General features: G+C 74.0%; 22 protein-coding genes. 8 read left to right on the forward strand and 14 right to left on the reverse strand.

The features are described from left to right. The first annotated feature begins 8 nt into the window (after window positions 1-8). Window positions 9-158, forward strand: coding sequence for a hypothetical protein (locus tag AC5L3Z_RS28485; RefSeq protein ID WP_494846343.1), 150 nt, complete (start codon window positions 9-11; stop codon window positions 156-158). An 81-nt stretch (window positions 159-239) separates the two neighbouring features. Here the strand turns inward: AC5L3Z_RS28485 and AC5L3Z_RS28490 are convergent, their stop codons facing one another. Next, window positions 240-470, reverse strand: a complete 231-nt coding sequence (locus tag AC5L3Z_RS28490; protein ID WP_494846418.1) for a hypothetical protein — start codon at window positions 468-470, stop codon at window positions 240-242. Between AC5L3Z_RS28490 and AC5L3Z_RS28495 the strand changes: the two genes are divergently transcribed. Beyond that, window positions 460-861 carry a zinc-binding dehydrogenase gene (locus tag AC5L3Z_RS28495; RefSeq protein ID WP_494846344.1) on the forward strand — a complete coding sequence of 134 codons (402 nt, stop codon included), beginning with the start codon at window positions 460-462 and terminating at the stop codon, window positions 859-861. The genes AC5L3Z_RS28490 and AC5L3Z_RS28495 overlap by 11 nt on opposite strands. Window positions 862-905: 44 nt before the next feature. On the opposite strand, the gene AC5L3Z_RS28500 is transcribed toward AC5L3Z_RS28495, so the two are convergent. Further along, a complete protein-coding gene (locus tag AC5L3Z_RS28500) occupies window positions 906-1415 on the reverse strand; it encodes an NUDIX hydrolase (protein WP_494846345.1) in 510 nt (169 codons plus the stop codon). A gap of 87 nt (window positions 1416-1502) precedes the next feature. Here AC5L3Z_RS28500 and AC5L3Z_RS28505 point away from each other — a divergent pair, with 87 nt between their 5' ends. Continuing rightward, entirely contained in the window at window positions 1503-2642 is a 1140-nt protein-coding gene (locus AC5L3Z_RS28505; protein WP_494846346.1) for a hypothetical protein, read from the forward strand. On the opposite strand, the gene AC5L3Z_RS28510 is transcribed toward AC5L3Z_RS28505, so the two are convergent. Next, on the reverse strand, window positions 2630-2764 hold the full coding sequence (locus AC5L3Z_RS28510) for a hypothetical protein (protein ID WP_494846347.1): 135 nt from the start codon (window positions 2762-2764) through the stop codon (window positions 2630-2632). The two genes, AC5L3Z_RS28505 and AC5L3Z_RS28510, sit on opposite strands and share 13 nt — an antisense overlap. A 56-nt stretch (window positions 2765-2820) precedes the next feature. Next, window positions 2821-4302: a peptide MFS transporter gene (locus AC5L3Z_RS28515; protein ID WP_494846348.1), complete on the reverse strand. Its 1482-nt coding sequence runs from the start codon at window positions 4300-4302 to the stop codon at window positions 2821-2823. Window positions 4303-4524: 222 nt separating this feature from the next. Between AC5L3Z_RS28515 and AC5L3Z_RS28520 the strand changes: the two genes are divergently transcribed. After that, window positions 4525-4866 (forward strand): RNA polymerase-binding protein RbpA, encoded by a 342-nt coding sequence (locus AC5L3Z_RS28520; RefSeq protein ID WP_007070998.1) that lies wholly within the window; start codon window positions 4525-4527, stop codon window positions 4864-4866. Window positions 4867-4928: 62 nt separating this feature from the next. Here AC5L3Z_RS28520 and AC5L3Z_RS28525 read toward each other — a convergent pair whose 3' ends face one another. The 3 genes from AC5L3Z_RS28525 to lnt all read right to left on the reverse strand — a co-directional run bounded on the left by AC5L3Z_RS28525 (window position 4929) and on the right by lnt (window position 7991). Further along, window positions 4929-5465 (reverse strand): FxsA family protein, encoded by a 537-nt coding sequence (locus AC5L3Z_RS28525; protein WP_494846350.1) that lies wholly within the window; start codon window positions 5463-5465, stop codon window positions 4929-4931. A gap of 92 nt (window positions 5466-5557) precedes the next feature. Next, window positions 5558-6334: a polyprenol monophosphomannose synthase gene (locus AC5L3Z_RS28530; RefSeq protein ID WP_494846351.1), complete on the reverse strand. Its 777-nt coding sequence runs from the start codon at window positions 6332-6334 to the stop codon at window positions 5558-5560. A gap of 40 nt (window positions 6335-6374) precedes the next feature. Then, window positions 6375-7991 carry an apolipoprotein N-acyltransferase gene (lnt, locus tag AC5L3Z_RS28535; RefSeq protein WP_494846352.1) on the reverse strand — a complete coding sequence of 539 codons (1617 nt, stop codon included), beginning with the start codon at window positions 7989-7991 and terminating at the stop codon, window positions 6375-6377. A gap of 106 nt (window positions 7992-8097) precedes the next feature. On the opposite strand from lnt, the gene AC5L3Z_RS28540 reads away from it, so the two are divergent. Beyond that, window positions 8098-8802, forward strand: coding sequence for an alpha/beta fold hydrolase (locus AC5L3Z_RS28540; protein ID WP_494846353.1), 705 nt, complete (start codon window positions 8098-8100; stop codon window positions 8800-8802). A gap of 388 nt (window positions 8803-9190) precedes the next feature. Here AC5L3Z_RS28540 and AC5L3Z_RS28545 read toward each other — a convergent pair whose 3' ends face one another. From AC5L3Z_RS28545 to kdd, 6 genes are read right to left on the reverse strand one after another with little or no spacing between them, the layout of a single operon-like run. After that, complete coding sequence (locus AC5L3Z_RS28545) at window positions 9191-10528, reverse strand: glutamate mutase L (RefSeq protein ID WP_494846354.1); 1338 nt, start codon at window positions 10526-10528, stop codon at window positions 9191-9193. Continuing rightward, on the reverse strand, window positions 10525-10917 hold the full coding sequence (kal, locus tag AC5L3Z_RS28550) for a 3-aminobutyryl-CoA ammonia lyase (RefSeq protein ID WP_494846356.1): 393 nt from the start codon (window positions 10915-10917) through the stop codon (window positions 10525-10527). The genes AC5L3Z_RS28545 and kal overlap by 4 nt, the downstream gene beginning before the upstream one ends. Further along, entirely contained in the window at window positions 10914-11666 is a 753-nt protein-coding gene (gene kamE, locus AC5L3Z_RS28555; protein ID WP_494846357.1) for a lysine 5,6-aminomutase subunit beta, read from the reverse strand. Before kamE ends, kal begins: the two co-directional genes overlap by 4 nt. After that, entirely contained in the window at window positions 11663-13225 is a 1563-nt protein-coding gene (gene kamD / locus AC5L3Z_RS28560) for a lysine 5,6-aminomutase subunit alpha (protein WP_494846358.1), read from the reverse strand. The genes kamE and kamD overlap by 4 nt, the downstream gene beginning before the upstream one ends. After that, entirely contained in the window at window positions 13222-14793 is a 1572-nt protein-coding gene (locus tag AC5L3Z_RS28565; protein ID WP_494846360.1) for an amidohydrolase, read from the reverse strand. Before AC5L3Z_RS28565 ends, kamD begins: the two co-directional genes overlap by 4 nt. Before the next feature lie 5 nt (window positions 14794-14798). Continuing rightward, window positions 14799-15860 carry an L-erythro-3,5-diaminohexanoate dehydrogenase gene (kdd, locus tag AC5L3Z_RS28570; RefSeq protein ID WP_494846362.1) on the reverse strand — a complete coding sequence of 354 codons (1062 nt, stop codon included), beginning with the start codon at window positions 15858-15860 and terminating at the stop codon, window positions 14799-14801. Between the two features lie 143 nt (window positions 15861-16003). Here kdd and AC5L3Z_RS28575 point away from each other — a divergent pair, with 143 nt between their 5' ends. Then, complete coding sequence (locus tag AC5L3Z_RS28575) at window positions 16004-17410, forward strand: KamA family radical SAM protein (protein ID WP_334616535.1); 1407 nt, start codon at window positions 16004-16006, stop codon at window positions 17408-17410. Window positions 17411-17506: 96 nt separating this feature from the next. Beyond that, window positions 17507-18661: a low temperature requirement protein A gene (locus AC5L3Z_RS28580; protein WP_494846363.1), complete on the forward strand. Its 1155-nt coding sequence runs from the start codon at window positions 17507-17509 to the stop codon at window positions 18659-18661. Here the strand turns inward: AC5L3Z_RS28580 and AC5L3Z_RS28585 are convergent. Beyond that, window positions 18639-18971, reverse strand: a complete 333-nt coding sequence (locus AC5L3Z_RS28585) for a YnfA family protein (protein WP_334530468.1) — start codon at window positions 18969-18971, stop codon at window positions 18639-18641. The two genes, AC5L3Z_RS28580 and AC5L3Z_RS28585, sit on opposite strands and share 23 nt — an antisense overlap. A gap of 586 nt (window positions 18972-19557) precedes the next feature. Between AC5L3Z_RS28585 and AC5L3Z_RS28590 the strand changes: the two genes are divergently transcribed. Next, window positions 19558-20124, forward strand: a complete 567-nt coding sequence (locus AC5L3Z_RS28590) for a histidine phosphatase family protein (protein WP_494846365.1) — start codon at window positions 19558-19560, stop codon at window positions 20122-20124. Window positions 20125-20144 lie beyond the last annotated feature (20 nt).

Consider the following 20144-nt stretch of genomic DNA (forward strand, 5'->3'; position numbering starts at 1 on the left):
CCCGCGGCGTGAAACCGGGAGCGATCCTGCAGGAGATCGTGGAGGCGCACTACGCCACGCTCGACGCCGCTGGCGACGAGCCGATTACCGTGTTGCCCGCCGACGTCGTCCGCGCGCTGGCCCAGGTTGCCCGCCGGGAGCGTCCCGCCGCCGCGTAGGGCGATGTCACACGCTAAGCGCCACAAGCCGGACGCAGGCAAGGAGCCTGCGGGACGTTGACCTCCGGGCCGGCGCCCCGGTCACTGATTCGGCATGTAGTTGATCGGCAGGCCCTCGCCGTAGCGGTGGCCCTCCCCGGTCAGAATCTGCGCCCCGTGCTCCAGCGACGCCAGCACCGTCGTAGCCAGGTCGACCCGACTGGTGACGCCCAGCCAGTACGACAGCTCCAACCAGTCCTCGCCCCACGTGGGCAGCAACGCGCCCCTGGCGGTGCAGATCGCCAGGTCGCGCGGCGCTCGGGTGATCGGCACCGCCGCGCCGCGCGACCGCGACCACCTGCGCTCACTGGGGGCCGAACCGGTCGGTTACGGCGCGGGGGTCGCCGACCGCGTCCGGGCACTGGCCCCCCAGGGGGTGCAGACGGTCCTCGACACCGCCGGCGGCGGCACGCTCGCCGCGGCCGCGGGGGCCGCCCGCCCCGACGCGCGGGTGGCTTCGGTTGCCGAGCTCGGCCTGCCGGGCGTCGTCGCGGTCTTCTGCCGGCTGGACCACGCCGACCTCACCGCGTTGGTGCGGTTGGCCGAGGCCGGCGACCTCGCCGTCCGGGTCGGTGCCCGCTATCGGCTGGAGCGGGCGGCCGAGGCGCAGCGCGCCCTCGCGGCCGGCGGCAATGCCGGCAGGGTCGTCATCGAGGTCTGCTGAACCGACCGCAGCGCCGCCCGGTCGGCTGCGGCGTGGCACCGCGGTCAGAGCGCGTCGGGTTGGCCGAGCGCCGGGTGCCGCTGGCCGGGCTGGGCATGCCAGGTCGGCGCGTCCGCCCGGAGGGTGGTGTCGATCCGCAGGCGCGCCCAGTCGTCCAGCTCCGGCAGGTCGTCCGGGGCGAACCAGCCCACCTCCGTCGACTCGTCGCCATCGGGCCGGGCGGTGCCGCCCACCGGCCGGCAGCGGAACCAGATGTTGAGGTACTCGCAGACGTCGCCGTTGGGATAGACCACCGGGTGGGTGGCCACACCGCCGACCCCCTCGACGCGCACGCGCACGCCGGTCTCCTCGTACACCTCCCGCAGCACCGCGTCGGCGGGCTGCTCGCCCGGGTCGATGTTCCCGGCGGGCACTGACCAGCGGCCGTTGTCGCTGCGCCGGGCGAGCAGCACCCGGCCGGCGTCGTCGCGGACCACGGCGCTGACCCCGGGCAGCAGGAGCAGGTCGTGTCCGACGTGGGCGCGCAGCTTCGCGACGTACGCGGGGACGGCCACGCGGCCCACGTTAGCCGGTGGCGCTGCGACGCCGGCGGGGCCGTCCCGGCGCCGGTGACGATCACCCGGCACTAGACTTCCGAGCCGATGGACGTCCAGCCCACCACCGCCGACACCCGTCCCTGCGCCCACTGTGGACGGGAGGTGCCGCAGCGCGCCGGCGCGGGCCGGCCGTTCCGCTACTGCCGGGACAACGACGGGGCCTGCCAGCGGGCCTCCCGTAACTCCCGGATGCGGCACCGCAACGCCCCCGGCCTGCCCGGCCAGGTGGCCCGCACCTGGGAGGCGGTGGACCGGCTCGACCAGATCGTGGAGTCGTTGACCGAGGCGCTGCACGCCGAACTGTCCCCGGTCGGGGTGGAGCGGCAGCTCGCGCAGCTGCGCGCCGAGACCGCCACCGAGGTGGCGCGGGCACACACCGAACGCGACGACGCCCGCCGCGACGCCGAGACGGCCGAGGCCGAGGCCACCCGCGCCCGGCAGGAGGCCCGCGCCGCCATCGTCGAGCGCGACGCCGCGCGAGGCCGCGCCGAGCAGGCCGACGAGCGGGCCGCCGCGGCGCGGGAGCACGCCGAGGCCGCCGAGGCCGACCGGGACACGGCCCGCCGGGACGCCAGCGCCGCCGAGGCGCTGCGGGTGCAGGCCGAGCGGGACCGCGACGCCGCCCGGCACGAGCTGCGCACCCTGCGCGCCGAGCGGGACACCGAACGGCAACGGGCCGCCGACCTGACCGTGGAACGCGACGCCGCCCGCGCCGACGCGCAGCGGGCCACCGCCGCCGCGGCCGAGGCGCTGCGCCGGGCCGAGCAGGCGAGCGCCGAGGCCGCGCGGGCGCGTACCGACGCCGACCGGCACCGCGACGAGGCCGGCCGGGCCCGCGAGGAGGCCGGTCAGGCCTGGGCGGCGGCCGAGGCGGCGGCCCGCGACCGGGACGCGGCGCGGGCCGCCGCCGAGCAGGCCCGGCAGGAGAGCGCCGCGGTGTCGGCCCGGGACCGCGAGGAGCTGGCCGCGGCGGCCGGGCAGCGCGACGCCCTGGCCGGTGAGCTGGCCGCCGCGCGGCAGGCCGGCGCCGCCGCCCAGGCCCGCCTGAGCGAGCTGGAGGTACGCCTGAGCGCCGTCGAAGCCGACCGGGACGCCGCGCAGCGCCGCGCCGCGCAGCTCGCCGACCAGGTCAGCGACCTCGCCGCCGCGCTGGCCCGGCTCGGCGCCCCCGCTCAGGGCAGCTGACCGGCCGGCGCCGCCTGGACCTGCACCCGGGTGTCGTGGAAGGTCGGCCCGCCACCCAGGTCGGTGTCCCGCACGCCGGTGACCGCGTTGACGGTGTTGGTGGGGGCCATGGCGCATGCCATCGCCGTGTCCGTGCGGTGGGGACCCCGTGGGCGGGCCGGGACCGGGGCCCCGCCGGTCAGTGGATGCCGGCCATCAGCCGGGAGATGTGCCGGCTGAACATCACCGCGCCCACGCCGAGGGCCACCGACGCCAGCCCGAAGGTGAGGAAGTAGGTGGGTTCCGGCCAGGTCTCGGCGAGCCGGGCGACCTGCCCGCCGATCGCGTCGCCGACGGCGGTGGCCAGGAACCACAGGCCCATCATCTGGCTGGCGTACTTGAGCGGGGCGAGCCGGGTGGTGGCGGACAGGCCCACCGGGCTCAGCGACAGCTCACCGGCGACCTGGATGGCGTACACGGCGACCAGCCACCACGGGGAGACCCGATCGCCGCCGACGGCGGCCTGCGCGGCGGCGGCCATCAGCACGAACGACAGGCCGTTGAGGACCAGGCCGACGGCGAACTTCGCCGGCGTGGAGACCCGGTGGCCCACCCGCACCCAGAGCAGGGCGGCCAGCGGCGCCCCGATGATGATCAGGATCGGGTTGACCGACTGGAGCCAGGAGGCGGGGAAGGTGAAGCCGAGCACGTCCCGGTCGGTCCGGTCGGCGGCGAAGATGTTCAGCACCGACCCGGCCTGGTCGTAGATCAGCCAGAACGCGGCGGCGAAGACGAACAGCCACAGGTAGGCCTTCATCCGGCTGCGTTCGGTCCCGCTGATCTCCCGGTCGGTGAGGATGCGGGTGAAGTACCCGATGGTGACCAGCACCGTGACGATGGTGAGCAGGTTGACCACGCTGTTGACGGTGAACAGGCCGGCCAGCGCGAGCACGGCCAGGACCAGCAGGATCGCCAGCACGGCCAGACCGACGCGGGTCAGCGCGCGGCGGCGGTCGGCGCCGAGCAGCGGGTCGGCGGGGCGCGCGCCGGCCTCGCCGAGGTTGCGCCGGCCCAGCACGTACTGCAGCACCCCGAAGGTCATCCCGACGGCGGCCGCACCGAAGCCCAGATGCCAGTTGATCTTCTCGCCGAGGAAGCCGGTGATCAGCGGGGCGATGAACGCGCCCAGGTTGATGCCCATGTAGAAGATCGAGAAGCCGGCGTCGCGGCGTGGGGAGTCCCGGTCGTACAGGTCGCCCACCATGGTGGAGATGTTGGGTTTGAGCAGCCCGGTGCCGAGCACGATGAGGCCCATGCCGGCGAAGACGCTCCCGTCGACAGGGACCGCCATCACGTAGTGCCCGGCGGCGATGACGACACCGCCCCACAGGACGCTGCGCCGGGCCCCGATGAGCCGGTCGGCGACCCAGCCGCCGGGCAGCGCCATCAGGTACACCATGGCGTTGTAGGTGCCGTACACGGCGTTGGCGGTGGAGGCGCCCAGGCCGAGGCCGTCGTCGGCGACCTCCGCGGTCAGGTACAGCACCAGGATCGCGCGCATGCCGTAGAAGCTGAACCGCTCCCACATCTCGGTGAGGAACAGGGTCGACAGCGCCCGCGGGTGACCGAAGAAGGTCTTCCCGCCGGGCGGCCGGGCGTCGACCGGCGCGTCACTGGTCATCGTCACCTCCCGCTCACCTGGGCGGCTAACATCCCCGGTGAGCGCCGAAACACTCCACCGATTCGACCCGGCCGGGGACGACCCCGCCGGGTCGTGGGCATGGCCGGTTACCCTTGCACGGGTCACCCGCGCGCCGGGTCAGCCGATCCGGGCGGGAATGCCCCGGTGGAGACGGTTCGTTACACCGAGAAGACCAGCACCACGAACGAGGGGAAGTCGATCATGGGCGAGCGTATGCTGCGCGGAAGCCGGTTGGGCGCGGTCAGCTACGAGTCCGACCGCAACACGGAGCTCGCGCCGCGACAGACCCGCGAGTACCTGTGCGCCAAGGGCCACCAGTTCGAGGTCCCGTTCGCTGTCGACGCCGAGGTCCCCACGACCTGGGAGTGCAAGTTCGACGGCAGCGTCGCCCGTCTCGTCGACGGCACCGAGCCGGAGCAGAAGAAGGCCAAGCCGCCGCGTACCCACTGGGACATGCTGCTGGAGCGGCGTTCCATCGCCGAGCTGGAGGACATCCTGGCCGAGCGGCTCCAGGAGGTCCGCACCCGCCGCGGCCGCGCCTGAGCCGCACCAACCACGACGGCGCCCCCGGGAGATCCTCCCGGGGGCGCCGTCGCGTCGGCATGTCAGGGGCGACGCGGCGGCACGATCTCACCCTCAATGGCCCGCCCGGCGTCGACCACCTCGGCCTCGACCACCGGCCCGGCGACGGTCGGCTCCGGCGCGGGCGGCGCGTCGGCGCGGCGCACCTTGACCCGCCGGGGCCCGAACAGGTCACCGGCGACCATCGACGACACCCGGCGCTCGGCGGCCCGTTGCACCCCGGCGCGCGCCAGCCGGCGCACCGGCGGCACCAGCAGCACCAGCCCCACCACGGCGCTGACCAGCCCCGGCACTGCCAGCAGCAGCGCACCGCCCAGACCGACCAGACCGTCGGTCACCTGCGGCCCGGGCGGCTGCCGGGACTCCACCGACGCTCGGAACCCCCGCCAGGCGCGCGTGCCCTCCCGGCGCAGCAGCACCAGCCCCAGCAGCGAGGCCGCGAAGCCCAGCAGGACCGCCGAGCCGTACCCGATCGTGCGGCCCACGCCGACGAACGCCACCAACTCCACCAGCACCGCCAGCAGCAGGGCCAACGGCACGAACCTCAGGTATCGGCGCATCTCACCTCATCGCGTCGCGCGGGCGCCCCGCCGGTGAGAACCGGACACGGGGTGAAGGGACATCCCGCCTCTCCAGCATGACACGCCGGCGCTCAGGGCCACCGTCGGTGACCACGCCGGGTCCGCCGTACCCGCCGGTCCCGCAGCCCCCAGGTGGTGATCCGCCACAACGCCTCCGCCACGATCAGCGGGCTCATCTTGCTCGCCCCGCGTTGCCGCTCGGCGAAAGTGATCGGCACCTCCACAATCCGCACCCCGGCCCGGTGCGCCAGCCGGGACAGCTCCACCTGGAACGAGTACCCCTGCGAGCGGACCGAACGCAGCTCCATGGCCTGCAACGCCGCCGCCCGGTACACCCGGTAGCCGCCGGTGGCATCCGAGACCGGCACACCGAGCGCGAGCCGCGCGTACAGGTTGCCGCCGCGTGAGAGCAGCAACCGGCGCAGCGGCCAGTTCGTCACCCGCGCCCCCCGCGTCCACCGCGACCCGATGACCACGTCGGCGTCCCGGGCGGCGCGCAGCAGCGCCGGCAGGTCCTCCGGGGCGTGCGAGCCGTCGGCGTCCATCTCCACCACCGCGTCGTAGCCGCGCTGACGCGCCCACGCGAACCCGGCCAGGTACGCCGCGCCGAGGCCCTCCTTGCGGGGGCGGTGCAGCACGTGCACGCGCGGGTCCGTGCCGGCCAGGGCCTCGACGAGCACTCCGGTGCCGTCGGGGCTGTTGTCGTCGGCGACGAGGACGTCCACGGCCGGGGCGACCCGGCGGAGGCGGGCGACGACGTCGGTGACGTTGTCGGCCTCGTTGTAGGTCGGGATCACCACCAGCACCCGCCCCACCCCGGGGTGGCCGCCGTCGGCTGCCTCGGTCACCGCATCCTCCGCATCTGCCCCGGCGTGCCCGGGTGGCGGCCTAACCGTCCGGGTCGACCTCGCGGCGGCGGGCGCGACGCGGCACGGCCGCGCCGACCAGCGCGGCGACGGCCAGGCCGACCAGGGCCACCTCCGGCCACACTCCCGCCCGGCTGGCCGGGGTACGCCCGTCGGCGAGCACCATCTCCCGGAGGACCACCGCCCGGGTGTTGAACCCGGTCGCGCCGCTTACCCGCCCGTCGGGGGTCACGAACCCGGACACCCCGACCGTGGAGGCCATCAGCGCGCCGCGGCCGTGCTCGACGGCGCGCAGCCGCACCATGGCCAACTGCTGGCGGGCCTCGGCGACGTCGAAGGTCGCGTTGTTGGTCTGCACCACTAGCAGCTGCGCGCCCCCGTCGACGGTGTCGCGGACGAGGCCGTCGTAGGCGACCTCGAAGCAGATCACGTCGCCCAGCACGGCCGGGCCGGCGCGCACCACGCCGGGTGTGGTGCCGGCGACGAAGTCGTTGCGGATCCGGTCGACCTGGGAGCTGACCATGCGGGCGACCTCGCGCAGCGGCACGTACTCGGCGAAGGGCACCGGGTGCCGCTTGACGTACAGCTGGTCCAGGTCGGCGCCGGTGCCGGGCTGCCAGAGGATGCCGGCGTTGCGGACCTCGCCCTGGCCGGGGCCGAGCAGCACCGCGCCGACGAGGATCGGCGCGCCGATCGCGTCGGCGGCGGCGGAGATGCGCTGCCCGGCGGCGGCGTTGCGCAGCGGGTCGATGTCGGAGGAGTTCTCCGGCCACACCACCAGGTCGGGTCGGGCGGCGGTGCCGGCGCTGACCTGCGCGGCCAGGTCGATGGTGGCCTCGACGTGGTTGTTGAGCACCGCCTGGCGCTGGGCGTTGAAGTCCAGCCCGAGGCGCGGCACGTTGCCCTGCACGATGGCGACGGTGACCGTGCGGCCGCCCCCGGCCACGCCGGTGGGCACCAGCAGCGCACCGCCGGTGACGGCGAGCAGCACGGCGCCGAGTGCGGCCACCGGCGCCCAGCGCCGCACGTCGCGGCCGGGCCAGCGCCGCCAGGCCGCGGCGAGCAGCAGCCCACCGGCCAGCGCCACCGCGAAGCTCACCAGGGGGGCGCCACCGAGCCGGGCCAGCGGCAGCAGCGGGGAGCTGTCCTGGCTGAACGCCAGCCGCCCCCACGGGAACCCGCCGAACGGGGTGCGGTCGCGCAGCGCCTCCTGGCCGACCCAGAGCAGCCCGGTGATCGCCGGCCAGCTCCACCGGTGTCGGTCCACCAGCGGGGACACCCAGGCCGTCGCCGCGCCGAGCAGCGCCAGGTAGCCGGCTTGCAGCAGCGACAGCAGCGTCCACGGCAGGTAGCCGGTGTGCAGGTTGGTCCACTCCAGCAGCGGCGCGAACAACGCCACCCCGGTCAGGAAGCCCAGGCCCGCGCCGGCGCGCAGCCGCCGCCGGTGCGCCGCGGCGGCCAGCAGCGCCACCCCGACCGCGGCCAGCGGCCACAGCCCGTACGGGGGGAACGCCAGCAGCAGCGCCACCCCGGCGGCCACGGCCATCGGCGCCGCCGCGCGCAGCGGCAGGGCACGCCCGGCGTCCGTCGCGCGTACCACCTCGGGGGTACGCCTCTCATCCCGGTCGAGCGTCGTCACCGGCACCTCACCACGATCACGCGCCGAAGGCTACCCGGCCTGCGCCGGAAGACGCCGCCGGCCGGGGGCGGTTGTGCTGTCGTACCCGGCTGGCACCGTGAGCCGCATGACAGGGCCCGCGACGGTGACGTACGTGCTGATCCCCGGCGCCGGTGGCGCCGCCGCCTACTGGCAGCCGCTGGTCGACGAGCTGCACCGGCGAGGCCGGCAGGCCGTGGCCGTGCAGCTGCCCGCCGCCGACCCGCACGCCGCGCTGCCCGAGTACGCCGCCACGGTCCGCGCCGCCGTCGACGGGCACCCGCAGGTGGTGCTGGTGGCGCAGTCCCTCGGCGCGTTCACCGCGCCGCTGGTCGCCGAGCATCCGGCGGTGCGGCTGCTGGTCCTGGTCAACCCGATGATCCCCGCCCCGGGTGAGACGGCGGGCCACTGGTGGGCGGCGACCGGCCACGGGCGGGCCCGCGCCGCGTACGCCGCCGCGCAGGGCCGCGACCCCGACGCCGGCGTCGACCTGGCGGTGGACTTCTTCCACGACGTGCCGGCCGAGGTGACCACCCGGATGCTCGCCGGCGGGAGCGGCGACGAGTCCGAGGCGGTGTTCGTGCGACCGAACCCGCTGCGCCGCTGGCCGGACGTGCCGACCCGGGTGGTCACCGGCCGCGACGACCGGTTCTTCCCGGCGGACTTCCAGCGTCGCCTGGCCGCGCAGCGGCTCGGCGTGCGGCCCGACGAGCTGCCCGGCGGCCACCTGCTGGCGTTGAGCCAGCCGCGCCACCTGGCCGACCTGCTGGAGCGCTACGCGCGCGGTGGGTGAACAGAAATCGGGGCGCGGCATGCGCCGCGCCCCGATGCTCCCAGGCCCTTCCCGGCCGGTGGGGCGAGAATGAGCGGCGCCGACCTTCGGACCGACCTGACGCGGACTGGCTGTCCCCGCCTGGCCGTTGTCTACTGGCCGTGCCTTTCACCCTGCCCGTACACCGGTAACCGCGGCCGGTTCGCGCCGCCCCGCCGACCCCCGCCCGCTGGACCTGGCCGCCGCGACGAAGTGCACCGTGTCGCTCGGCCAGCGGACGAAGGGACGAAGCGAACAACAGCCGCTTCCCGTAGTAGGACTCAAAGACGGTACGGCTTACACCCCGTCCGCTGTCAACCCACCCCCGGCCAGTCGTGTGTTGCACCACGGCGTGTCGCGTCGGCGCGTCTCAATCCGTGCCCAGGTGGCGGCGCAGCAACGCCTCCGCCGCCCGTGGATGATCTCCGGCGAGCAGACCACCGGCGGCCAGCACGTAGTCGACGTCCACCACGGCCCGCGCCGCGCGCGGCAACGGCCACCCGCCGGCGTGGTCGTCCAGCACGGCGGCGAGGACCCCGGCGGCGTCGGCGGCGGCAGCGTGACGCAGCACACCACCCGAGCCGACCATCAGCCGCACGTCGCGCAGGTCCCGGCCGGCCCGTTCCCCGGTCGCCGCGCCCCGGGCGTGCCGGCGCAACGCCACCGTCGCCGCCAGCGCCGCGATCCGCCGGTCGGCGGCCCGCTCGGGCGCGGCGTCGGCGAGGAACCCCGGATCGGCGGCGCGCACCGCCGCCGCGGCCGCCAACCCGTCCTGCTCCCCCGGGGCCAGCAGGCGCTCCTCCACGGCGGCGCGGACCACCCCGGGGGCGCTCCACCGCATCCCCAGGTCCCCCTCGACCGTGCGGGCCCGCCACAGCGTCCCGGCGACCTCCCGGCCGGGGCCGGTGGCCCGCTCGTCGGGGGTGAGCACCGAGTACACGTCGGTGGTGGCCCCACCCACGTCCACCACCGCCAGGTCCCCGCCGAGGGCGTCGGCGAGGACCTCCACCCCGGTCAGCACCGCGTCCGGGGTGGCCGCCCGCACCAGGCGGGCGAACCGGCCGCCCCGCGACAGCCGCTTACCGCCGATGACGTGCCGCAGGAACACCTCCCGGATCGCCGACCGCGCCGACGCCGCGGCGAGCACCCCGATGCGGGGCAGCACGTTGTCGGCCACCGTCACCGGCACCCCCGCCGCGGCCAGCAGGGCGTGCAGGTCGTCGCGGACGTCGGTGTTGCCGGCCAGCACCGTCGGCACCCGCCAGCGGGCCTTGGCCAACCGGGTCGCGTTGTGCGTCAACGTCTCGGCGTCACCGCCGTCGGTGCCGCCGACCAGCAGCACCACGTCGGGGCGCGCGGCCCGCAACGCGGCCAGCTCGGGCGCGCCGAGCCGGCCGGCGGCCACGTGCACCACGTTCGCCCCCGCCGACAAGCCGACCCGCCGACCGGCCTGCGCGGTCACCAGCGGCTCGTAGCCGACCACGGCCAGCCGCAGCCCCCCACCGGCCGACGAGCACACGTACCAGGGCAGCTCACCCCGGCCGAGGCCGGCGGTGGCCGCCGCCACCGCGGCGTCCAGGCCGTGCAGCACGTCCGTGCCGACCGTGGTCGGCGCCGACGCCCCCGCGACCAGCGCGCCCGCGTCGAGGTCCACCACTGTCACCTTCGTGTACGTGGACCCGACGTCGGCGCAGACGGCGAACCTCACGCCGGTGGCGGGACGACCACGGTGCCGGTCGCGGTGACCGCCACGATCGGCGTCTCGAGCACCTCCGCCGCCGACTCCGACCGCTCCGGCCGGCCCCGGCACACCACCCGCGCCTCGAAGTCGATGGTGCGGCTGCGGGTACCCACCCGGGTCACCGTCGCGACCACCTCCAGTACGTCCCCGGCCCGCATCGCGCTGCGGAACTGCACATCCGAGTACGAGGCGAACAACCCCTCGTCGCCGTCGGTGCGGATGCACACCTCCGTGGCCACGTCCCCGAACAACCCCAGCGCGTACGCCCCGTCGACCAGGTTCCCCGCGTAGTGGGCGTGCGAGTACGGCACGTACCGCCGGTGGGTGACGGTCAGACCGACCCGGGAATCACTCATGCCTTCGCCTTCTTGCTCGTGATCAACGCGTGCACCAGGTAACTGGCCACCTCACCCGGGGTGGTGCCCCGGCCGAAGATCCGGTCCACACCCAACTCGCCGGTCATCGACTCGTCGAACCGCGGCCCGCCCACGATCAGCAACGGCCGGCGCCCCGCCGGCATCGCCTCCCGGAACGCCGCCGACATCTCCCGGGTGTTGTGCAGGTGCGCGTCGCGCTGCGTCACCACCTGCGACACCAGCACCGCGTCGGCCTTCTCCTGCCGGGCCGCCTCCACCAGCTCCGGCACGCTGACCTGCGCGCCCAGGTTGGTGACCTTCAACTCCCGGTAGTACTCCAGGCCCTTCTCCCCCGCGATGCCCTTGACGTTGAGGATCGCGTCGATGCCCACGGTGTGCGCGTCCGTGCCGATGCACGCCCCCACCACCGACAGCTTGCGCCGCAACCGCTGCTTCACCACCGCGTTGACCTCCTTGGCGCTCAGCAACGGGAAGTCCCGCTCCACCACCTGCACCGCCGAAAGGTCCACCAGATGGTTCACCCGCCCGTACACCACGAAGAAGGTGAACCCGTCACTCATCGGCTTGGCGTGCACCAGCATCGCCGGGTCGATGCCCATCTTGTTGGCCAGCTGCACCGCCGCGCCCTCGGCCCGCTTGTCGTGCGGCACCGGCAACGTGAACGACACCTGCACCATGCCGTCACCGGTGGTGTCCCCGTACGGCCGGACGATCGTCTTGTCGCTCATGCCGCCGGGCCCTCCAGGATGTCGGTGGCCGGGTTGTAGTAGTCGGCCTCGTGCGCGGCCACCCCGGCCAGGCCCTTGCCCCGATCTGCGGGCCGCTTCATGATCCCGAACGTGCCCTCGGCGATCGCCGTCAACAACGACTGGTCCCCGATGCGCTCCAGCAGATCCAACGCCTCCCCCAGCACCCGGTTCGCGCGCTGCTGGATGAACCCGCCCGGCGCCGGCACGAAGTCCTCGTGCAGCCCACCCGCCGCGCCCAGCACGTACCGCACGTTCTGCAGGGCGATGTCCCGGTCGGACAACCACGGCGTCACCACCGCCTCGGTCATCATCCCCACCAGCAGGATGCCCTGCCCCGTCATCGTCCCCACCAGGTTGAAGAACCCGTCGAGCAGATTGCCCCGGAACACATCCCCGGTCATGTGCTTCGTCGGCGGCATCCACTTCAACGGCGCGTCCGGGAACAACTCCCGCGCCAGCAGCGCGTGCGCCAACTCCAGGCGCAACGACTCCGGCACATCCGGGTTGATCTCGAACGCGTGGCCCAGCCCCAACTGCCAGTCCGCCAACCCCGCCTCGTGCGCGAAGTACTCGTTGAGCAGCTGCGACACCGTCACCGTGTGCGCCTCGTCCACCGCGTCCGCGGTGGTCAGGTAGTTGTCCTCACCGGTGTTGATGATGATCCCCGCCCGGGCGTGCACCTGCCGGGAGAACCGCTGGTCCACGAAGGTGCGCACCGGGTTGATGTCGCGGAACAGGATCCCGTACATCGAGTCGTTGAGCATCATGTCCAACCGCTCCAGGCCGGCCAGCGTCGCCATCTCCGGCATGCACAGCCCCGAGGCGTAGTTGGTCAACCGCACGTACCGGCCCAACTCCCGCGACGACTCATCGAGAGCGGCCCGCATCAGCCGGAAGTTCTCCTGCGTGGCGTACGTGCCCGCGAAACCCTCCCGGGTCGCCCCCTCCGGCACGTAGTCCAACAGCGACTGCCCCGTCGAGCGGATCACCGCGATCACGTCCGCGCCCGCCCGGGCCGCCGCCTGCGCCTGCGGAATGTCCTCGTAGATGTCCCCGGTCGCCACGATCAGGTAGATCCACGGCCGCTGCTTCGGATCCCCGTACCGCTTGACGAGGCGGTCCCGCTCGGCCCGGCGCCGGTCGATCTGCCGCACCCCGGCCGCGACCGCCTTCCGCGCCGCCCGGCGGGCCGCCGTGGCGGCCTTCCCGGTGGGCTGCGTGAACCGCACCGACCCCGCCGCCGCCTTCTGCGCCAGCAGCGTCACATCGCCGATCTGCTCCCGGGCCAGGGCGTCGAACACCGGCGCCGCCACCCCGTGCCCCAGCCCCACATCGGCCACCACCGCATCCACGAGGCGGTTCACCCACGGAATACCGTCCGGGTCCGCGCCGCTGACCCCCGCCAACCGCAGCACCGCCCGCTCCACCGACACCGTGGTGTGGCTGCGCGCCAGCTCCACCACCGGCCGCCCGGCGCGGCGCGCCAACTCCCGCGCCCGGGCCACCAGCACCGGATCCAGGTCAAGCTTGCCCGTCACGAATTGCCTTCCTCGTAGATGACCTCACCGCGCAGCACCGTGCGCCGGCACACCGGCAACGGCGTCGGGTCCGACGGACCCCGCAACTCCGGGTCCTCGGCCTGCAACACCGGCAGACCACGGTCCACCCCCGCCGGCGTCGACCACACCGCGAACGTCGCCGCCGCGCCCAACGCCAGCACACCCTCGGCGTCCAGGTGCACCGCCCGCCAGCCACCCCGGGTGTGCGCGGCGAACGCCGCCCGCACACTCATCCGCTGCGCCGGATTGTGATGCGCCGCCGCCGCCCGCACCGCACCCCACGGGTCCAGCGGCGTCACCGGCGAATCCGACCCGAACGCCAACGCCACCCCGACCGAATGCATCGCGCCCATCGGATTCGACGCCAACGACCGGGACAGACCCAACCGGGCCTCGTACATCCGGCCCGCGCCACCCCACAACCGGTCGAACGCCGGCTGCATCGACGCCACGATCCCGTACTCCACGAACCCGGCGATCAACCGCTTGTTCATGATCTCGGCGTGCTCGATGCGGTGCCGCGCCGCCCGCAACCGGTCCACGCCCAACGTCTGCGCCGCCCCGGCGAACCCCTCGAGCACCGTGCCGATCGCCGCGTCACCGATCGCGTGGAACCCGCCCTGCATGCCGTGCGCCGCGCAGTCCACCAGATGGTCGCGTACCTGCTCCGCGGTCACGTACCCGTGCCCGCACGCGTCCGGCTCACCGTCGAGGTACGCCGCCGACACGTGCGCCGTACGCGAGCCCAACGCCCCGTCGGCGTACAGATCCCCGCCCGCGCCGACCGCACCCAGCTCCCGCGCCTTCGCCGCGCCCAGCAACTCACCCCAGTACCCGTACACCTCCGGCACCCCGGCACCGGAGATCGCCAACAGGCCGGTGAAGTCCGCCTCGTCCGACGTACCCGGCCCGCCGCACTCGTGCACCGCGGCGATGCCCAGCGACGCCGCGTGCCGCAACGCCGCCCGCTGCGCCGCCGCCCGCTGCGCCGCCGACACCGAGCCCAGCGCCGCCTCCCGCACCACGTGGTGCGCGTCGCGCCGCAGCCACCCCGACGCGTCGTAGCCCGCCGCGTCCGCCGCCTCCGGACGAGCCGCCAGCAACGCCGCCGACACCAACGCCGAATGGATCGACGCCTGCGACAGGTACACCCGCCGGCCACCCGCCGCCCGATCCAGCGCCGCCGCGTCCGGCAGCGCCGGATCCGACCAGTTCGACTCGTCCCACCCGTGCCCCAGCACCACACCGTCACCGGGCACACCCGCCGCGAACGCCGACACCGCGTCCAACAGCTCCCCGGCCGACCGCACCCCCGACAGGTCCAGCCCCGACAACGCCAGACCCGTGTCCGTGGCGTGCACGTGCGCGTCCACGAACGCCGGCGTCACCAGCGCGCCGTCCAGCTCCACCACCCGGTCGGCGGCCGGCGCGTCGGCGTCCGCACCCAACCAGGCGATCCGGCCGCCGGACACCAGCAGCGCCGTCGCGCTCGGCTCCGCCGGACAGTGCAGCGTCCCGCCGCGGTACAACGTCGAGGGGTTCGTCATGACACTCAGTCTGCCGCCAGCCGCGACTCGAACAGCGCACGGACCCCCGGCTCCGAGCGCAGCAGACCCAACGCCAGCTCCGCGTGCCCCGGCACGTACCCGTTGCCCACCAGCATCGTCACGTCCGCCGCCAGGCCCTCAGCCCCCAGCGCCGCCGCCGCGAAACTCGTCGCCATCGAGAAGAAGATCACCGTGCCGCCGTCGGCGGTGGCCAGCACCGCCCCGTGCTCACAGCCCGGCACGTCCACGCAGACCACCGTCACGTCCGCCGGCGCGCCCAACGCCGTGGTCACCGCCGTCGACAACGCCACCGGATCCCGGGCGTCGGCCAACGCCACCACCGACGCCAGCCCGGCGGCGCTCAGCGCGTCCCGCTCCGCCGCCACCGGCACCACCCCGACGGTACGAGCCGCGCCCGCCCGCCGCGCCGCCGCCAGCGACAGCGACCCGCTCTTGCCCGCCCCGCCGATCACCGCGACCCGCACCGGCGTCGGGTCACCCTCGCGCTGCCGGCGCGCCACGTGCTCGGCGACGACCCGCGCGGTCAACGCCGGCGCCCCGCACACGTCCAGCACCGCCAGGGACAGCTCCGGGTGCAGATCCTCCGGCAGCACCGCCGCGATCGACCGGGCGAACAGGATCGCGTACCCGTCACACGGCACCTGCTCACTGCGCCCGTCCCAGCGGGCCAGCCCGTCCAGGACGGTCAGCGGGGTCAGCGTCAGCGACACCAGCGTCGCGACCCGGTCACCGACCCGCAGCCCCAGCGGCGAGCGGCGCCCGGCCTCCTCCACGGTGCCGATCAACATGCCACCCGAGCCGGTCACCGGGTTCTGCATCTTGCCCCGGGTGGAGATGATCTCCAGCACCTCGGCGCGGACCTTCTCCCCGTCCCCGCCGTGCTTCTCCGACAACTGCCGGAAGCTCGCCGCGTCCAGGTTCAACCGCTCCACCCGGATGCGCACCTCGTTCGGCGCGATCGACGGGTCGGCGTCCAGCCGCCAGGCCGCCTGCGGCAGCACCCCCGCCGGTTCCACGACGCGGTGCAGACCCACCGGTGACGTCACGCCGACCTCCCCTGTCCAGCCGCCCGAACCCCCGGTCAGGGCTCGCGTCGCGGGAAAACTTACGGCAGACTAATTTCTTCACCGGATAATTTCCAGTAGCCTTCGGGGTCGCTGATCATCCGCACACACCACGAGGAGGGGCCGTGACCCAGACCCAACCGGTTGAGACCATCCCTCAGCCCCGTCACGCCCCGGTCGCCGTACCGACCGCCGGGCAGCCGTACGAATACCGCCGCAGCCCCCTGGTCGAACCCGACTGGACCCGCTTCCCCGGCTGGCGCCACATCACCCGCGACCAGTGGGAGAACGCCCAGTGGCAGCGCGTCAACTGCGTCAAGAACATCAAGCAGCTGCGCACCGTGCTCGGTGACCTCGTCGACGAGACCTTCTACGCCGACCTCGAGGCCGACCAGAAGGCCCTGGCCACCATGTCCATGCTGGTGCCACCACAAATGATCAACACGATGGTGCCGTTCGCGCCGATGACCACCGAGGCGTTCCTCGCCGACCCGATCCGGCGCTACATGATCCCCGTCGCCTCCGACCGGCGCACCGACTGGCCCTCCCACCCGTACGCCAGCCGCGACTCCCTGCACGAGCACGACATGTGGGTCGCCGAGGGCCTCACCCACCGCTACCCCACCAAGGTCCTCGCCGAGCTGCTCTCCACCTGCCCGCAGTACTGCGGCCACTGCACCCGGATGGACCTCGTCGGCAACTCCACCCCCGCCGTCGACAAGCTCAAGCTCACCCTCAAGCCCGTCGACCGGTACGACGCCCACATCGCCTACCTCAAGGGCCACCCCGGCGTCCGCGACGTCGTCGTCTCCGGCGGCGACGTGGCCAACGTGCCGTGGCGCAACCTCGAGTCGTACCTGATGCGGCTGCTGGAACTGGAGACCGTCCGCGACATCCGGCTCGCCACCAAGGCGCTCATGGGCCTGCCCCAGCACTGGCTCCAGCCCGACGTCGTCGAGGGCCTGGAACGGGTCGCCCGCACCGCCGCCCGCCGCGGCGTCAACCTGGCCATCCACACCCACGTCAACCACGCCCAGTCGATCACCCCGCTGGTCGCCAAGGCCGCCCAGACCGCCCTCGACGTCGGCGTCCGCGACGTCCGCAACCAGGGCGTGCTGATGCGCGGCGTCAACGCCACCGCCCCCGACCTGCTCGACCTCTGCTTCGCCCTCCAGGGCGAGGCGGGCATCCTGCCGTACTACTTCTACATGTGCGACATGATCCCCAACGCCGAGCACTGGCGGGTCCCGGTCTGGCACGCCCAGCAGCTCCAGCACGACATCATGGGCTACCTGCCCGGCTACGCCACCCCGCGGATCGTCTGCGACGTCCCCTTCGTCGGCAAGCGCTGGGTGCACATGCTCACCGAGTACGACCGCGAGCGCGGCATCTCGTACTGGACCAAGAACTACCGCACCTCGATCGAGTCGGCCGACCTGGAGGCGCTGAACAAGCGCTACGCCTACTACGACCCGATCGACACCCTGCCTGCGGCCGGCCAGCAGTGGTGGTCCGACCACCGCAACGACTGACCCGCCCACCACCTACGGCACCCCCGTACGGCCCACCGGCCGGCGGGGGTGCCGACTTTCCACCCCAGCCCCACCCACCGACGCTAGCGTCGGAACATGCGGCCCCCACCAGCCGACCGCCCCGAGGCAGCCGACCGGGTCACCCCCGTCGAACTCTTCTTCGACGTCGTCTTCGTCCTCACCACCATCCAGCTCGCCCAACTCCTCGAGGCCGACCTGAACTGGACCGGCCTGGGCCGCGTCGTCCTGATCTTCGGGCTGCTCTGGTACCTCTACACCGGCTACGTCTGGCTCACCAACCACGTGCCGCCCCGCGGGACCGGCCGCAAACTCCTGATCTTCGCCGGCATGGCCGGCTTCCTGCTCACCGCCGTCGCCCTGCCCGACGCCCTCCACGGCGGCGGCCTGATCTTCGGAAGCGGCTACCTGATCGTCGTCCTCGTCCACCTCACCCTGTTCGCCCGCAGCAGCGTTCGCGCCAGCGTCCGCCGCCTCGCCCCCTACAACCTCAGCGCCGCCGTGCTGGTCCTCGCCGCCGGCCTGCTCACCGGCCCCGCCGTACCCGCCCTCTGGACCGCGGCCGTGCTCGTCCAGAGCGTCCTGCCCTACCTGACACCCCGCCACTCCTGGATCGGCATGGCCGCGAGCTTCCAGGTCAGCGCCGCCTACTTCGTCGAACGGCACGGCCTGCTGCTCATCGTGGCCCTGGGCGAAACCGTCATCGCCATCGGCATGGGCGTGCCCCTCGACCACGTCGGCCCCGACACCGCCGGCGCCGTCGTGCTGGCCCTGGCCCTGCCCGCCGCCCTCTGGTGGACCTACTTCACCGACGCCCCGCGAACCGAGCACGCCCTCGCCGACGCCCCACCGGCCACCCGCACCCGGCTCACCGCCCACACCTACGTCTTCGGGCACTTCGTGCTGCTGCTCGGCGTCATCCTCTCCGCCACCGGGCTGCACTCCGTCGTGGCCCACCCCGACGAACCCGCCGGCTGGCCGGCCGCGCTCGCCCTCGCCGGCGGACCGGCGCTCTTCCTCACCGGCATGGCCGACGCGCGCCGCACCTTCGGCACCGGCCGACTGACCGGTCGCCTCGCCGTCGCCGCCCTGATCCTGCTCAGCACCCCGATCGGCGCCACGGTGAACGCCGTGCTGCACCTTGCCCTGGTGACCGCCCTGCTCACCGTGATGCTGGTGGCCGACCGCCACCACCACGACCCGGCGGAGGTCAGGCCCGCGGCGCGTACATGATCACCGCGACACCGACCAGGCAGATCGCCGCCCCGGCCAGGTCCCACCGGTCCGGCCGGAACCCGTCCACCACGATCCCCCAGGCCAGCGACCCCGCCACGAACACGCCCCCGTACGCCGCCAGGATCCGGCCGAAGTGCGCATCCGGCTGGAAGGTGGCCACGAAGCCGTAGCAGCCGAGCGCGATCACGCCGGCGGCGATCCACCACAAGCCGCGGTGCTCCCGCCAGCCCTGCCAAACCAGCCAGGCTCCCCCGATCTCGGCGAGCGCGGCGAGCGCGAACAGCAGCAGCGACCGGACGACCAGCATGCCCACACGCTAGTCGAGGTCCTCGGCCACCCCGGCCTGCTGTCTCCGCTCCTGGTCGGCGGCCGGGCCCACCGTGCCTGGCGATCAACTTGTCCTTGTGTGCGGCCTTGCACCCTCTAGTGCATCCTAGGATGCTAGGTGACGTCGCCGAGTTGGGCGGTTGGCAGGCCCGGATCTTGATGGCGCGCGTGGACGCCGCTGCCAGGACCAGCGTCGACGACGCCCGGCAGGGCTCCGGCCGCGCACGCGGTCAGGGACGGCATCCGGTGCTGCGCCACCCGCCAAGATCGTGCTCGATCCAGGAAATAGGGGTCTCCAGCTGGCCAGGAAGCCACTACTTCCCGGATCGAGCACGATCTTGGGGGCGCGGGGACCGCACGCGGCGCGATAGCGGGTCGGCCGAGCGGCCGGACCGAACAGGTTGAGCGACAGCGCGGCTGTCGGCCACCACGAGGCACCGGGCGTTGTCGAGCCTCCCCCGCCTCACCGTCCTGCGGCCCTCCGTCACACCGCCTGGCGCGTCCTAGGACAATAGGTGGCTGCGCTACCGCCTGCCTGCACCGGCCGGGACTGGTTGACTGGGGGCATGAGCGAGATCGTCCTGGTCCGGCACGGCGAAACCGCCTGGAGCCTCAGCCGCCAACACACCTCGTACACCGACCTGGAGCTCACCCCCGACGGCGAGCGACAGTCCCGGGCCCTCGCCGGGGTGCTCGTCGGCCACCGGTTCGTGCGGGTGCTCTCCAGTCCCCGGCTCCGGGCCCTGCGCACCGCGCAGCTCGCCGGTCTCACCGTCGACGCCACCGACGACGACCTGGCCGAGTGGAACTACGGCGAGTACGAGGGCCGGACCACCGCGGACATCCAGGTCGACCGGCCGGAGTGGAACCTCTGGACCGACGGTTGCCCCGGCGGCGAGTCCCCCGAACAGGTGGGCGAGCGCATCGACCGGCTGCTCGCCCGGGTCACTCCCCTGCTGGAACACGGCAGCGTCGCACTGGCCGGCCACGGGCACTGCCTCCGGGTGGTCGGCGCCCGCTGGATCGGGCTGCCCGTCTCCGGCGGCGGGAAGTTGCGGCTGGACACCGCCACGGTGAGCGTCCTCGGCTACGAGCACGGACGGCCGGTCATCCGCCGCTGGAACGGCGGCTGACCGCGCGCCGCCGACCCGCG

It is taken from the genome of Micromonospora sp. LZ37 (genome assembly GCF_059359015.1).